Origin of the sequence: Leclercia adecarboxylata, from assembly GCF_006171285.1 — a bacterium.
Taxonomy (GTDB): domain Bacteria; phylum Pseudomonadota; class Gammaproteobacteria; order Enterobacterales; family Enterobacteriaceae; genus Enterobacter; species Enterobacter barmai.
The window spans coordinates 15,317-29,053 of the sequence record NZ_CP040893.1 but is presented as its reverse complement, the minus strand read 5'-3'; the positions used below and the strand labels follow the sequence as shown (position 1 = coordinate 29,053).

The window sequence follows — 13,737 nt, the reverse complement described above, 5'->3', positions numbered from 1 at the left end:
GAATCAATCAACAGGAGTTGAATATGTCGGAAGTTATTTCTTATGCGTCAGGCTCTGGCGCGCTCTATAAAGCGCAACTGCTGGACTACTACTACACCCGTCGCGCGGATTCCGCCATCGGACTGGGTAAACGCTTCCAGATGATGAAAGCCTACTGGGGCAAGTCGAATTTGGTTAAGCAAAACCCGGCTGGTGGCTGGACTATTGACGACATCCCTACCAACTTCACGAACGCTAATCTGCTGGGCAAATTTGCCGAATGCGATCTGATCTGCACCCGCCAGGGCGCAACCATCACTGTTAACGTGGTGCTTCCAGAAAGCACACTGCCCGCCAATGCCGTTTATGACTTCAACACCCTCACGTTGGTTGATGCTGATGGTACCGCCTTTGCCGTTCTTTGTGCTCAGCAGGACAGCATCTACAAAGGCAAGATTTACAGCATTCTTCTGACCATTGAACAGAAGGGTAGCGGCGCATGAGTGAGACTATTAACGGTGTATCCATCCTGAGCGCCGAAACAAAGCGTGCGCTGGTGGCCGATGTTCAGTTTTTTGAAACATACACCTCCGCTGCCTTTAACCGCAAAATGAGCGGCATTGTTAAGCCTGGTTTTTACGCAGGGTTTGAGCCGGTCTTGTCAGGTGGACTTAACGTTAAGATCACTTCGACCAATGAAGCAGACAAGCGCGGTGCGGCCTCTGTAAATGTCGGCGAATACCAGATCTCAGTCCACCAGATCGAAGATATCACTCTGGCCTTGCCCGCAGGCGCAACCACGCGCGTCGTGTTGGAGGCCAACTATCAGAATGGCGTGAAAACAAACCAGGTTGACGCTAATTCGGCTATTCAGGCAGCGCGTATCTTCATGACCGACGTGAGCGTGGCTCTCGCAGGTAATCAGCTGGAATTGTGCCGGTTTACCGTGCCTGCCGGAACAACCCAATTAACCCAGACCATGCTGAGCAAGGCCTCCCGACCGGATAAAGCTATCGGAAGTGAGCTGAGCAGCGATGTTGAGGGTGGCAGTAATGATGGTGACACCTATAAGGGCGCGACAATCGCCGCTGTTAAACGTGCAATGGAGCTTTCGGTCCTGACGCGCGGCGCGATTCCTGAAACCGACAACATCAACAAATACGGGCCATCAGCTGATCGAGTCGGTCAGTGGGCCAAAGTCACCACAACCGGCGCGACTCTCGCTAACGGCTATCCAGAAATGGATGCTGTAGGGATACTGGAAGTTCTCAGAGGAGGTGCCTGGAATGGCACTCAGCGTTTTACGTCGCGTAATGGCAACATCTATGTGCGATCGCTGACTGCAGCATGGAACGGAACGGATGGCCCGTGGGGGCCGTGGGCGGCTACTTATGAAGATGCTCCATTGCCGGATGTATGGCTACCGCTTACAGATAGCATGGTGATGGTTAACGGCGAAGGGCCGTATGATCGCATTACCATTGGCACTCAATACGCCGAATTGACAACCCGCAGTGCGACCTTCTCACGCGCGACTACAGCTACGTATTTCGATAAAACAGGACTCATGCGTGTAGCTGAGATCAACGAACCCCGTTTTGAAAAGCCTGGTTTGTTGATGGAGGCATCAGGTACGAACCTGTATCTGAATTCCGAATCATATAAGGGTTCTACAGGTTCGACGGTAACGAACAATAGCGCCAAATCGCCGCGTGGCGACAAGACTATGTGCCTCTTCCAGGAAACAGCAATTAACGGCGAGCATTATCTTGAAGACAAGATGATCGCACTGGTAGCAGATGCTACTTACTGTTTTTCCACATTTGTCGCAGCAGGCTCTGGGGATCGCACGCTGTATATGCGCATAGCTACTGGTACAAGTGGCGGCGTCATCTTTAACCCTAACACTGGCGCATGGGTAGGGGGGATTGTCGGCTCGGTTGTTATCGATCGTGGTTTTGAAGATCTGGGTAATGGACTCTATAGGGTGTGGATGGCGTTTAAAGCCACCGTCACGCAAGCATCCATTGTCCGACTCCAGCTTGCAAAGGCACACATTACCGTTTATGACGGCGATATCACTGCTGGTCTTTATGTCTGGGGCACACAATTTGAGGAATCACCGTTCCCTACGTCTTATATTAAAACCGAAGGCGTAGCAGCAACACGCGCAGGTGATACCTGGGGCCTTTCAGCGGCCAATCTTGGCTATATGACTCTGGCGCAAAAATTTAACCGGACTATTGCGTTAAATGTATTGGTTAAATATTCGCCGCCATCAAACTATACCGAAGTGATTAGCGCACGAGGTATCCGCAACGACATTATGTGTCGCATACATCAGATAAATAAACAAACAACTTTAACTGCATACAGAAGTTCAGGAGGTATTGCTCTCACTGTTGATGCCAATGCAGAAGGTGTATTTGCCCATAAAACAGAAAACGACACTGTTTCAACGTTTTTCCAGGGAAAAACCAATATATCCACCGTTCCTCCCGTCAGTACCACTGAAACGCCGAATGACATCGGAAGCTCGTCAGCTGCGGTTTCTGCGAAATTCGTCTACTACATTCGCCACTTGAGAATCTGGCATCGTGCATTAACAGATAGCCAAATTAAAGGACTCCGATAATGAGAGATTTATGTCTTAAGTTTGCTAATTCCACGGAAATGGAACAGGTATTTTTGAATGCAGGATTCACAGAAATGGACGGGGGGCTATATCACCCATCAATTACCCTGGATGTCGTAGCGATAATTTATGAGCCAAAAAATCCGGGCGTGGAAAACACAAAGTACGTTGCGGTTCCCGGTTATCACGCAAATATTCGCGTCGCTGATGACCTGCTTGATCTGGCTGCGTTTAATAAATTTGTCGTGGAACCTAAAACACCGATCCGCGTATGGGCGTGAGGAATAAAAAATGTCATTAAGAGTAGATACGATTAAAGAAATTAAAGGGATTGCGCCTGCGCTGGCCGTAGAAGAAGGTGGAACGGGAGGAAAAACACCTGCAGATGCGCGTAAAGGTCTGGGATTTGAAGATCTGGGTATCGGTCTGCCATCACAGCTTGTATCGCCTCCGTTTGACTGGCAGCAGGCAGATTTTTCAATCGGTCAAACTCAGCTGGTTAACGTCACAGGCTGGCTCAATGCTCCAGCTGAACTGAAAAACCCGGTTGGCGATGTCGTAACTATTTTGTGTGAAGTGGCTCGAACTAACGTAAACAGATTTGCTGTTCGCGTAGTATCACAGGCAATGACGGCCACTGCGCGATACGAATATTTTGTTGTGATGAATGGCGTTAAAGGCAATCGTACATTTAATGTCGTACAGGAATATAACAGTGATCCCACAACAGTTATACCCGTTGCCAATGGTGGCACAGGTGGAAAGACTCCTGCCGATGCCAGGGCTAACCTGGAGTTGAATGTCCGCGCCATTGTGGGTGACAAAAATCTCAATGAGATAGGCCCACTCCAGGAGGGTATGTGGGGGCAATCCAGCGTTACTTACGCCACTTCTGCCAATGGATACCCGGCTATAGAGCGAGGGGTGCTGGAATTTTTCAGGGGAGGGCGAAATAACGGTACTCAGCAATACACTACTGAGGCAGGGCGCATTTTTACCCGTTTTCTAACCGCTGCCTGGAACGGTACAGATGGTCCGTGGGGCGAGTGGACGGAGGTGGCCGGACTCAGTTCCAACAAGGTGCTAGCTGCTGGTGTAAGCCTGTCTGATTATGCAGCGTTTTCGCAAAATCAGACGTACATTCTTTCCGGTGCGCGCGACGACCTGCCAGCAGGTATTAACGGTAATTGTTCGATCATGTCTGTCCGTCGTGCCGGTGGCACAATTGCAGCGCTTAATCAGTTACTGTTTACCAGTGTCGGCTTATATTACCGCACTGGCTCCCCTAATCTCACGTCAAACTGGACCAGCATAACCTGGTACGCTGGTGGCGATGTAAACGGCTGGCGTCTGGTAGGAATGGAGGCAATGCGCTCCATCGGGATCGGGGTTGAAACGTCACCGCTGATCACAAACTTCGACTGGCAACAGGCCGACTTTATCGTTGGCTCACTGCAGGTGGCTCAGTTTGGTGGCTTCAAAAACGCGCCGGAGGGCGTTACCTACAACTCAACAACGTCGATCACCATCGAAACTCTGCAAGCACGCGGCACACTGTGGGTTGTTAAACTTCTCCCGCTCACCATATCGCCGGGGAATAAAACCGAATATACCGTTGTGGTTATCGGTGCTAAAGGCGAGCGAACTTTCCAGGTAACGCAGAATTTTAACAGCGATACGCCTGTACCTCTTAGCAGTGGCGGTCATGGAGGCAAAACTCCAGCAGAAGCTCGGGTGAATCTTGAGCTTAATACGCGGGGCATTGCAGAGACAAAAAACATCAATGAGATCGGTCCGCTCCAGGAGGGGCGCTGGGCCAAAACAACCACAACCGGCGCTACTCTCACTAATGGTTATCCAGAAGATAGCGCAGTCGGTACACTTGATGTGTATGCGGGCGGCAGCTATGGATGCACGCAGATCTTTACAGCGCGCAGCGGTATCGTCTACTCCCGTTACCTGACTGCCAACTGGAACGGGAAAGATGGTCCCTGGAGCGCATGGACATCACCAAAAGAAGATGTTCCTTTCCCAGATGTATGGGCACCACTTAATGATGACCTGCGCCTACTGGCGGGCTTCGCGCCACGCGACAAGCTGACAGTTGGGGATCAAACGGTAGAGTTGCCGTCTAAGTCCATGACGTTTACCCGCGCCAGTACGGCGACATATATTGATAAAATGGGCGTACTACAGACCGCTGCAGTGAATGAACCCCGTTTTGAACGGGCTGGTTTGTTACTCGAAGGGCATAGCACCAACAACATGCTAAACAGCGAAGAACCCTTGAAATGGGCTTCTCATAGTACGCTGGACAAGCAAGCCATCGTGGACGGATCAACGCAGGCTATTACCTTCAAAGGTACAGTAAATGCTGCCACCAGCTCTAATCACTTAGTAATTAATAGTGCTGGTGTTACAGCTGTGGCAGGTGACGTTTTCACCCTTTCAGCCCGACTTAAGGCTACCTCAGATAAAATTCGCGTCCGCTTTACAATAGACGGGACTGAGAAAGCACAGGCATTTTTCAATGGAGTGACTGGAGAGTTCATCAGTGCCAATTCGAACCTATCCTGCACAGTGGTGCCGCAAGGTGACGGATACGCATATATAAGCGTTACGTACACAGCAGACGCAGCAGGGGTTGTAAATGGCAATATCTGGTTCAACGGTGCCGCGCCGGTTGCCATTGGTCAGAGCATATTTGCTCAGACCGTTCAGTTTGAAAAGAACCCGGTAGCAACCAGCTACATACCTACTGGCGCAGCTGCTGCCACGCGAGCGGTTGAAAACGCCAACATTCCAGCAGAACGCAATATCGGATACCGGCTGGTAGGTGACAAGTTCAACCGCACATTAGCCTTTGAACTTGCGGTAGAAAGATTTTCGCCACCTTCTCCAACTTATTTTGACGCGATAAGAGGGCTAAACGCAAATAACGATATCATCTTGCGCATCATGGACACCTCCCTGCGATCCTATCGAGCGGGCGGCGGTCCGATCATCAACATCAACACTCCGTTTGCCAGCAAAACGTATGTTCAGACTATTGATACAACGGACCGGTTATCGCTGTTTATGGATGGTAAAACGGACAGTGGTGTGGGCGGACCTACCACGCCAACCACGTCAGCATCCGGCCTTAACTTCGCTGCGCATCCAAACGTTGTTTATCACGTCCGCAATTTCCGTCTTTGGCACCGTCTGTTATCGGGCAGCCAAGTCAGAGGACTCCGCTAATGAGAGATCTATATTTACGTTTCGCTGACGCCGCAGAAATGCAGCGGTATTTACTGGACTTTGGCTTTAAGAAAGAGAAAGAGAATGACTGGCTGTATCACCCTGACATAAATCTGGATGTGGCAGGCTTGCTTTGCGAACCCATTGACGCGAAAGATGAGACTCTCGGGTCTATTTTGCTTCCCGGTTATCATGCGAATCTTCGTGTGCTTAAGGACGAACTGGATATGTCGGCGCTGGAACAATTCACCGTAAACCCAGAAACGCCGTTGCGCGTATGGGCATGACCTTAGAACACCCGCTATCACAAAGCGCCTTCGGGCGCTTTTTTTATGCCTATAAAGCACAGATAAAATATCTTTCGGCGCGAGTATTTAGCGCAACGAGGAGAATGAGTTTGAAAGATTTAACCCCGCTATATCACGCCCTGGCCGCAGTGTCAGTGCAGTGCCTGATAGGTTTTCTTCTGGATGAGTGGGCTTTCGGTGGGGTAGTTGGCTGCGTCTGGTTTGTTGCCCGCGAACAAACCCAGGCAGAATATCGCTGGATAGCTCGCTTCGGTTACGGCAAACGCGCCACGATGCCCTGGTGGGGCAGGTTTGACTACAGGGTTTGGGATGCCGGAAGTGCGCTGGATTATCTGGTGCCGGTATTCAGTTGCCTGATCGTATACAGCCTGGTCTGATTCATTTTCGCCAAAATTTATGCAGCGCCTACGGGCGCTTTTTTTATTCCTCAAATCACAGACTCCCTACCATCCAGGCTCGAAGGGAAATTGAGAAAAGGTGGGAATGTGTTCGAGTTGGAAACAAGTTTGATCCATGTCCTCGCCCTATCCCTTCTCAGTGGCTCCGGCGTCTTCCTGCATGGGGTGCGTGACGGAAGGATTAAGGGAAATTTCCTGAATTTTATCACTGAGTGGGTCCTGGCAGTGCTGGCTGGGCTGACAGCGTATTACGTCGCCCAGCATAAAGAATGGGAGCAGAGCCTGATGTATCTGGCGGTGCTGGTGGCGAGTAATAACGGGCGAGAAGTAACAAGTGCGCTTAAGGACCGATTTATCGCTGCGATGCAGTTTATGTTCGGTCCTAAAGGAGGTGAAAAATGATGGGTAATTTTCAGGAGTATTGCTTTTACGGTATGGCCGCAATGGCCGTATTTGATCGCTTTATCCTAAAACGTAAAAAAATCAGGCTGGTTGAGTGTGGGGATGCCGTCGTGCGCGGGCAGGCATTGGCGTTCCCGTTACGGTTTAACGTCTCCTGCGCGCGACTGACCGGCGCGATGGTGGAATACAGCCTGCGCGACTCCAAAAACCCAACGGCTGTTATCACTGGGAAAACACGGACCCTGGATTTATCGGTAAAAGGGATGAACGAGGAATATCTGCTGATTGACCAACGCTACCTTGAGGCCGGTACATGGCTGTTATCGGTTCGTGTCACACACGGTAACAGCCGCATGAATCCTCTGTACCGTATCTTCCCGGTTCAGGAGTCAATCACGCGTAGTTACGGCGTCACTAAAGATGAGCAGGGGGTTTTCAGTGTCATCAACTAATGGCTTTGTAACCCTCAACTTTGACGAACTCAATGTGAAGGGGCTGGATAAGTTAAAAAAAGCGATCAGCAAGGGCGGTTATGAAGTCGTGAAGGTCACACCAGCTGGTCAGGCGCGGCGTAAAGACGGCATCCCAATGAAGACCTTTGAGCTGAAAGGGATAGACGAGCAGGTGATGGTAGTTCAGGTCAATAACACTGGCGATATTTCCGGGATCAAGCTCAACGGTAAAAACTCACCGTACACGCCGGTTAAGACTATGGCCGAGCTTGGGAAGGCACTGGCTGATCTGTTTAAGAAGGGTTCGACTGCGTTTCAGAAAGCACTGGCGCGCAAGCTGACTCGCGCGGCCAAAAAAGATCTGGATCAGAACAAACAGACCACCAGCAAAGGAGTGAGATCAGGCGTCCAGATGCTCAGTGATGCCCGAACCCGCCGAGATACGCAGAAGGAGGCGATCACCGCCGTGAATGAAAAACTCACCGCGCTGAAAACCGAGCAGGATTTGACCAACACAGAGCATGGCAATCTGCAAAACGAGCTGAATCTTGAAGTAGCGAAAACAACGCAACTACAGGACCTTATTGCTAAAGCGAAAGGCGGCAACGAATGACTGAATTTAATGAAAGAATATCGCTAACCGATGCGCCATATTATGTCGCCCAGCCCATTACTGACGCTGTTTACGCGGAGTTGATGACTGGTAATAGCGCTGACCTGATGCTGGAAAGCGCCACCATTGACGAAGTGGATCACGCCTACCTGGGAAATGAAATGCTCTACACCGGTTACAGCGCCATGTTTGAAGCTGTGACCAGTGAGCGCATGCGGTTGTCTCAGACAATGCGTGCTTTTGTTCGCGCTCTTAACCGAGGTATGAACGGCACCGGAATTAAAGCGGGTACCGATGATGCCGGTGTTGACGAAGAGGGCCGGAATACCATAGGCGGGGCGATTATTGGCAAGGTACGCCGGGTGAACAATATCCCGATCATGACCGCGCTGATCCCGTTATCTGATGGTCAGTCTATTTCGCTGATTTTCCACTCACCGACTGCGGATAAAGGGAAAATTAAGAACAACGATTTGCTGGTGGCCTTCCGCTTCCTGCTGAATAAGCGTGATGTTACGCATATTGTCGCGCCGATCGGTGGCCGTGACGTGTCGCTGCAGCAGGTCAGCCAGGCGCTGGCGAACCTTACTGAGCGTAACAGCGCAAAATTTATTAAGCAGCAGTCTGCACAGGTGAAGCTGCGCGCTGACATCGAGGGGCTGAACGCCGAGGCGGATCAGCTTGGCGAGCAACAATCCGCGCTCCTTGAACAGGTCGAAACACACCAGCAAGCCCTCATGAGTAGCCAGACCGACGCGCAGCAGCTGCGTAACAAACTCGCTTCTCAACGGCAGATTAATGCCGATTTGGAAGCGCAACTCGCCGCGCTAAAAGCGAACGCCGGCAGTGAAAAAATTACGCTCCCCGGAGAGACTGGCCGAACCTTCACCGACACCACGCGCAAAGTAAAAGAGGGTCTTTCAATGAGCGGCATCGCCACGCTCAGCAATGGTGCCGAAGTGGCCTACAAAACGGCTGACGATAACGGCGATCTGGTGGGATGGGTGCAGATCACCGATCCATCAGGGCAGGTATACAAAATGCCGTCGCCGTCATCCCAGGGCGCGAAAATGGGCGAAACGGCAACCAAACTGCTGAAAGCGTACCGCGAGAATAAAGCTGATAAGTTTGTCGTGGCAGCACAAGAAGACAATGTACCACTGACAGAGCCTGCACCAACACCGCCACCAGCAGACCCCGCCCCGGGAAGTGACGATAACCAGCGCACCGGTAAGTATCGCTATGCGCTGGTAAACCGTCCGGCAGGCCCGGCGACCATCCCGGATGGTAATGTCGATATTCTTCCTCCAGTATCGCAAGATGAACCGTATGGCCGAATTGCGCGCCACGGCTTCGTTACGTATGACACACCACTGACAGATGCTGACATGGCTTCGTTTGAGCTGAAACTTATTCCCACTCATGCTGATCTCGATGCGCTGGCCGTTAGCATTGCTCAGGGCAGCATGAACAGCTACGCGAAAGAGTATCTGGAAATGGCAGAAGAGGACGCCGATACGTTCCGTTCTCAGGTCAGTATCTTTGCCCGAAAAGACGCGCCTAACGTAGCATTCCCGCAGGGTGATGATTTGGCGTATTTCCTCCAAGCAATGAAGGGCGCACTGGCCGAGGCTGCTAAAACGCCGCCAGAAAAAGATACCGGTACGGGTGAAGGTGGGGGAGAGGAAATCGTGAAAGAAGAAGTATCCGAGGCAGACCAGGCCGCGAATGATGCTCTGGCATACCTGCAAAGCATCCTGTCGTTGCAGTCAAAAGATATGAGCGTTATCCGTGATGCGCGAACCAAAGTCCGTGGGGCAATCGGAGCACTGCAGGCCGCTGGCCGTGATGTAGAAAACGAGCCGCTGGTGAACGATGCCGCGCAACACCTTTCCGATCTGCTGGTGGCAATTCAGCGAGAAGGAGCGACTGCATGACATTAACCGCAATTGAGCGCCTCGATCTGAATGACCAGCTCGATGACTTGATGATAAAAGCGCAGACGGCTAAGGGGTTGGACCTTCTCGATCTCAATGACCAGATTGAAGAGGTGATGTTAAAGCTGGGGTTCGGTAGCGCCCGCGCGGAACCAACTGATACGATCCCTTCGGTTGTCACGGAGTTTTTGGCCGGGAAGTTCGTCAGCCAGGCGCAGATGGATTTTGTGAATACGCTGCGCGACGTGGGCGCTTATCTTGACCAGTTCTTGTCGCTGGATGACATGCGCCAGCAGGTTCGAGCCTGGATTGCTAAAAACAATTACGCGATGTAACAAGAAGCCCCGGTACGGGGCTTTTTTTTGGCTCGTAGGTCGAAATCACAGAGCTTTTACCATCCTCTCTACCGATAAACCTGTAGAGGACAGGGCATGTGAACGATTTAACGACTGCCATTGATAACACAGCTGGCGTTGATAGCTTAGTGGCGCTGGTTGCCTCATTGCATTACAGCCAGACCGGATTAGGCCGGTCATCTTTCGTTGTGACCAGCAAAGGCCTTGAGGTCAAAACTGGCTTTAAAGTGATCGACGCCCGCAGTCTGGTGATCTCCAACAATCTGGACGGCACAATAAACCCTAAATTTCCCGCCGAGCTGCAGCCGCGCGACCGCACCCGTATGGCGAGCAAAATTCAGGTGAGCAAAATAGCAGGCAACCTGCGACCGGCACAGCTGAGCGACTCCGGGTTGAGTAGCCACGGCGCGCCGATTGTTGGACCGGATAACGTTGTTGAGTCCGGGAATGGCCGCTCTATGGGGATTCTTCGCGCCTACGAGCAGGGGCAGGCGGACAGCTACCGGCAGTACCTGATTGAGCATGCTGGCGATTATGGTCTGAAAGCGGCGGATATTGAGAAGATGGGTATGCCGGTGCTGGTGCGCGAGCGCGTCACCGAGCTGGACCGCGCGAAGTTCGCCCGGGATTCAAACCAGTCCGATTTGCAGGAAATGGCAGCGAGCGAAAAGGCATTCGTAGACGCCGAAATGCTGGATGAGCGGCTTATGGCGATGTTTGCGCCATCCGATGAGGGCAATCTGTTAGCCCGCACCAATGACGCATTTATACGGTCCTTCATGAAGGAAATTGGCGACACGGCCACAGCTGGTCTTGTGACCACCGATGGACGGCCAACCAAACAGCTGATCGACCGTATCCAGAACGCCATTTTTGCCAAAGCCTATAAGGATGAACGGTTAGTAAAACTGGTGGCGGAAGAACCGGACCCGGATATGCGTAATATCCTCACCGCACTCAATACTGCAGCGAGTGATTTTGCCCAGATGCAGATGCTATCCGGCGACGTTCATAAGCAGGCAGTCAGCGGGTTGGTGGGTGGCATTGAAGAAGTAGGCGGGCTGGATAAGCAGGCTATAGCCGCGCTCCAGGAGGCCATAAACCTTGTGCGCCAGGCGAAGGATAGCGGCCAGGCGCTGGAAGAGGTGATCGCCCAGCAAGGTCTGTTTGAAGAAACCAGTAAAGAAGCCGAAGCGCTGGCGCTCTTTATCGTTGCGAATAACCGCAGCGCGAAGCGCATGGGTGCCGCTTTCAAGAAGATGGCGCAGAAAATCAACGTCGAATTAACCCATCAGCAGCAGGCGCTGGGGGATATGTTTGGCGGCGGCGATTTAACGTTGGTAGACGTGCTTAGCGCTGTCTCGCGCGAGATAGAAGAGGAGTTCGGCGAAGGGAAGGGTCTAAACTTTGCGATGTTTGAATCTGCAGCGGGTGCCGGGGATATCGATCCCTATCTGGCCGGACTCATAGCGAAGGCGTCAAGTGTGGCCGAGCTTATGAGTATCGTGCGCTTAGCCGCCAGATTCCGCAATGCAATAACAAAAGATGCCGAAGGTACAAACATGTTCAATTTACGGCATATGACAGGAGGGAATTTACCATACAACCACGTTGGTAACTGGGTGGAACAGTATAAGCTTAGCCCTACGACTATATCCTTTATCGTTTCGACCGCGCGAAGAAGCCGGTTTTATATCGAAGCCCTGCGCGAAGCTGTTAAGGAAAACGCCGCACCGCCGTCACCGCTCGATGAGCGCATTCTTGATTTTCGAATTGAGGGATTCAGGGAGAAGATCACCGGTAAAGATCTCGACCCTTTGATAGTTAGCCTTCATCGAATTGACAGTAGTGAAGTGCCACTTATACCTGATGAAATAACGATGGATGAGATCCACGCTGGTTGTCGTTTTTGTGTGAGCGGATATCTGAATATGCCGATAAAAGAGCGGGAAAAAACTCTGGCGCAGTTTGATAAGAAAATCAAAAACGCGAAGAGCATTCCGCAGACAATAGCGGTTATTCAGAACGCCATCAAAACTGCAACAAAAGAACTGGCCGATATTAGTGGCACTATGGAGGCGGGCAAATCCGTACTGGATGCCGTAGGCCTTAAACTGGAGTTTGGCAGCGAAGAACTGGCGGACGCGTACATCAATGCACTGGAAAGAATAAAAGCGGTAACTCTGCTAATTTCCGAGCATTCAGCGCCAGAAATTAATGGGTACGTTGATTTTTATATACCCGAAATCAATAAAGTCCGCGATCAACCAGAGAAACTAAAACCATATCTTAAACAGGTGTTCATGCGAGGAACAGGGTTTGCTAGTGCAGTTAGCCAACTGGAGTGGACGCTGAACGATGATACCAACGTTGCGATTGTCGGAGAGGTCATGGCGCTGGCTGACTTGTTCAGAAGCAGCGCCTCATATCCGCCAATGTTAGTGAATGAAATTCACAGCAAAGTAAAAGCAGCAATGGAAGTGGCAACCGGTATTTCAGAGGAGCAGGCCGAGGAATGGGCGCGTGGTATAAAAATTGATGACGGCATGGAAGATCAGGTAGAAAAAGACAATATCGGCAGGAAGGGATTTAACCTGCGTAAAGCGATCGCCACGGTTTACCGCGTGGCAAACGGTAATCTTGGCTCGCTGAAAGAAGTAGCCCACACCAGTGGCGTGCGGGCATACACGAACAAGAACGGTGCGATTGTTGTTGACGGCAACGGTGATGCCGAACATGTCATTTTCCATGAAGCAGGTCATCATATTGAGTATTCCAGTCCGTACTTGCTGGAGCGCGGGAAAGCCTTCCTGAAAATGAAAGCTGGCGAACGTGTGACTTACATTAACAATGGCTCGCGTGGAGACGCTGAATACATTGTTTCTACGGGTATGAGCGATGCTTATATGTCCAAAATCTACATGGAAAAGAGTTTGAGCAAAATAAGCAGCAAGATGCTTTCTAAGCCACCGGTATTGAGTAAATGCCGGTCCACTGAACTCTTCTCAATGGCTATGCAGTGCTACGCTGATCCTGAACAGACGGTTAAATCCCTTCTGAATAAAGATGGACTTATTGAATTTTTCCTCGGATGTTTGACGGAGTTGCCGAATGCAAACCAACCTTAAGTCGCCAGACGGCAAAACTGGCAGCGTATTATGCGGAGATAATGGTGAGATCCTGAAAATCGCAGGTGACATCACTTCGGCGGATATGGCCGCTGATTTAAAGCGTGTGAGGCGTAATTCTGCGACAGGTGCTGTCAATACAATGGACGCGGAAGCGCATTTCATCTTGCGCAGTCTGGAGATTGTGGGGTGGAAAGTGGAGTGGCCCAAAATGGAAGAGGGTAGTGACCAGTCCGACGATGACGGAGAAATAACAGATCCTATCGTTAACTAAAAAAGGCCCGCGTAA

General features: G+C 51.2%; 13 protein-coding genes. All 13 read left to right on the top strand.

From position 1 onward, the window contains the following. The first annotated feature begins 23 nt into the window (after window positions 1-23). The 13 genes from FHN83_RS28755 to FHN83_RS26630 all read left to right on the top strand — a co-directional run bounded on the left by FHN83_RS28755 (window position 24) and on the right by FHN83_RS26630 (window position 13,722). Window positions 24-482, top strand: coding sequence for a phage tail protein (locus FHN83_RS28755; protein WP_225988010.1), 459 nt, complete (start codon window positions 24-26; stop codon window positions 480-482). Continuing rightward, window positions 479-2,614, top strand: a complete 2,136-nt coding sequence (locus tag FHN83_RS26680; RefSeq protein WP_139565530.1) for a pyocin knob domain-containing protein — start codon at window positions 479-481, stop codon at window positions 2,612-2,614. Before FHN83_RS28755 ends, FHN83_RS26680 begins: the two co-directional genes overlap by 4 nt. Further along, window positions 2,614-2,895: a hypothetical protein gene (locus FHN83_RS26675; RefSeq protein WP_139565528.1), complete on the top strand. Its 282-nt coding sequence runs from the start codon at window positions 2,614-2,616 to the stop codon at window positions 2,893-2,895. Before FHN83_RS26680 ends, FHN83_RS26675 begins: the two co-directional genes overlap by 1 nt. 10 nt (window positions 2,896-2,905) lie before the next feature. Then, window positions 2,906-5,854: a pyocin knob domain-containing protein gene (locus FHN83_RS26670; protein ID WP_139565527.1), complete on the top strand. Its 2,949-nt coding sequence runs from the start codon at window positions 2,906-2,908 to the stop codon at window positions 5,852-5,854. Further along, window positions 5,854-6,141, top strand: coding sequence for a hypothetical protein (locus FHN83_RS26665; protein ID WP_139565525.1), 288 nt, complete (start codon window positions 5,854-5,856; stop codon window positions 6,139-6,141). The genes FHN83_RS26670 and FHN83_RS26665 overlap by 1 nt, the downstream gene beginning before the upstream one ends. A 104-nt stretch (window positions 6,142-6,245) precedes the next feature. Next, the gene (locus FHN83_RS28350) at window positions 6,246-6,539 is read left to right on the top strand and encodes a hypothetical protein (protein WP_176556552.1); all 294 of its coding nucleotides are present in this window, start codon (window positions 6,246-6,248) and stop codon (window positions 6,537-6,539) included. A gap of 108 nt (window positions 6,540-6,647) precedes the next feature. Beyond that, a complete protein-coding gene (locus tag FHN83_RS26660; protein WP_139565523.1) occupies window positions 6,648-6,962 on the top strand; it encodes a holin in 315 nt (104 codons plus the stop codon). Further along, window positions 6,962-7,414, top strand: coding sequence for a lysis protein (locus FHN83_RS26655; RefSeq protein ID WP_176556551.1), 453 nt, complete (start codon window positions 6,962-6,964; stop codon window positions 7,412-7,414). The genes FHN83_RS26660 and FHN83_RS26655 overlap by 1 nt, the downstream gene beginning before the upstream one ends. Beyond that, window positions 7,383-8,027: a hypothetical protein gene (locus FHN83_RS26650; protein WP_255296778.1), complete on the top strand. Its 645-nt coding sequence runs from the start codon at window positions 7,383-7,385 to the stop codon at window positions 8,025-8,027. Before FHN83_RS26655 ends, FHN83_RS26650 begins: the two co-directional genes overlap by 32 nt. Next, entirely contained in the window at window positions 8,024-9,964 is a 1,941-nt protein-coding gene (locus FHN83_RS26645; RefSeq protein ID WP_139565519.1) for a head protein, read from the top strand. The genes FHN83_RS26650 and FHN83_RS26645 overlap by 4 nt, the downstream gene beginning before the upstream one ends. Continuing rightward, on the top strand, window positions 9,961-10,299 hold the full coding sequence (locus tag FHN83_RS26640; RefSeq protein WP_139565518.1) for a ddrA: 339 nt from the start codon (window positions 9,961-9,963) through the stop codon (window positions 10,297-10,299). The genes FHN83_RS26645 and FHN83_RS26640 overlap by 4 nt, the downstream gene beginning before the upstream one ends. A 98-nt stretch (window positions 10,300-10,397) precedes the next feature. Beyond that, the gene (locus FHN83_RS29070; protein ID WP_255296777.1) at window positions 10,398-13,448 is read left to right on the top strand and encodes a hypothetical protein; all 3,051 of its coding nucleotides are present in this window, start codon (window positions 10,398-10,400) and stop codon (window positions 13,446-13,448) included. Beyond that, on the top strand, window positions 13,432-13,722 hold the full coding sequence (locus FHN83_RS26630) for a hypothetical protein (protein WP_139565516.1): 291 nt from the start codon (window positions 13,432-13,434) through the stop codon (window positions 13,720-13,722). The genes FHN83_RS29070 and FHN83_RS26630 overlap by 17 nt, the downstream gene beginning before the upstream one ends. Window positions 13,723-13,737 lie beyond the last annotated feature (15 nt).

Bases quoted from the DNA above. Each gene is read 5' to 3' on its own strand.
- FHN83_RS26645 (WP_139565519.1), top strand. From the start codon at position 8,024: ATGACTGAATTTAATGAAAGAATATCGCTAACCGATGCGCCATATTAT.
- FHN83_RS26650 (WP_255296778.1), top strand. From the start codon at position 7,383: ATGAGCAGGGGGTTTTCAGTGTCATCAACTAATGGCTTTGTAACCCTC.
- FHN83_RS28755 (WP_225988010.1), top strand. From the start codon at position 24: ATGTCGGAAGTTATTTCTTATGCGTCAGGCTCTGGCGCGCTCTATAAA.
- FHN83_RS26665 (WP_139565525.1), top strand. From the start codon at position 5,854: ATGAGAGATCTATATTTACGTTTCGCTGACGCCGCAGAAATGCAGCGG.
- FHN83_RS28350 (WP_176556552.1), top strand. From the start codon at position 6,246: ATGAGTTTGAAAGATTTAACCCCGCTATATCACGCCCTGGCCGCAGTG.
- FHN83_RS26670 (WP_139565527.1), top strand. From the start codon at position 2,906: ATGTCATTAAGAGTAGATACGATTAAAGAAATTAAAGGGATTGCGCCT.
- FHN83_RS26675 (WP_139565528.1), top strand. From the start codon at position 2,614: ATGAGAGATTTATGTCTTAAGTTTGCTAATTCCACGGAAATGGAACAG.
- FHN83_RS26680 (WP_139565530.1), top strand. From the start codon at position 479: ATGAGTGAGACTATTAACGGTGTATCCATCCTGAGCGCCGAAACAAAG.
- FHN83_RS26655 (WP_176556551.1), top strand. From the start codon at position 6,962: ATGGGTAATTTTCAGGAGTATTGCTTTTACGGTATGGCCGCAATGGCC.
- FHN83_RS26630 (WP_139565516.1), top strand. From the start codon at position 13,432: ATGCAAACCAACCTTAAGTCGCCAGACGGCAAAACTGGCAGCGTATTA.
- FHN83_RS26640 (WP_139565518.1), top strand. From the start codon at position 9,961: ATGACATTAACCGCAATTGAGCGCCTCGATCTGAATGACCAGCTCGAT.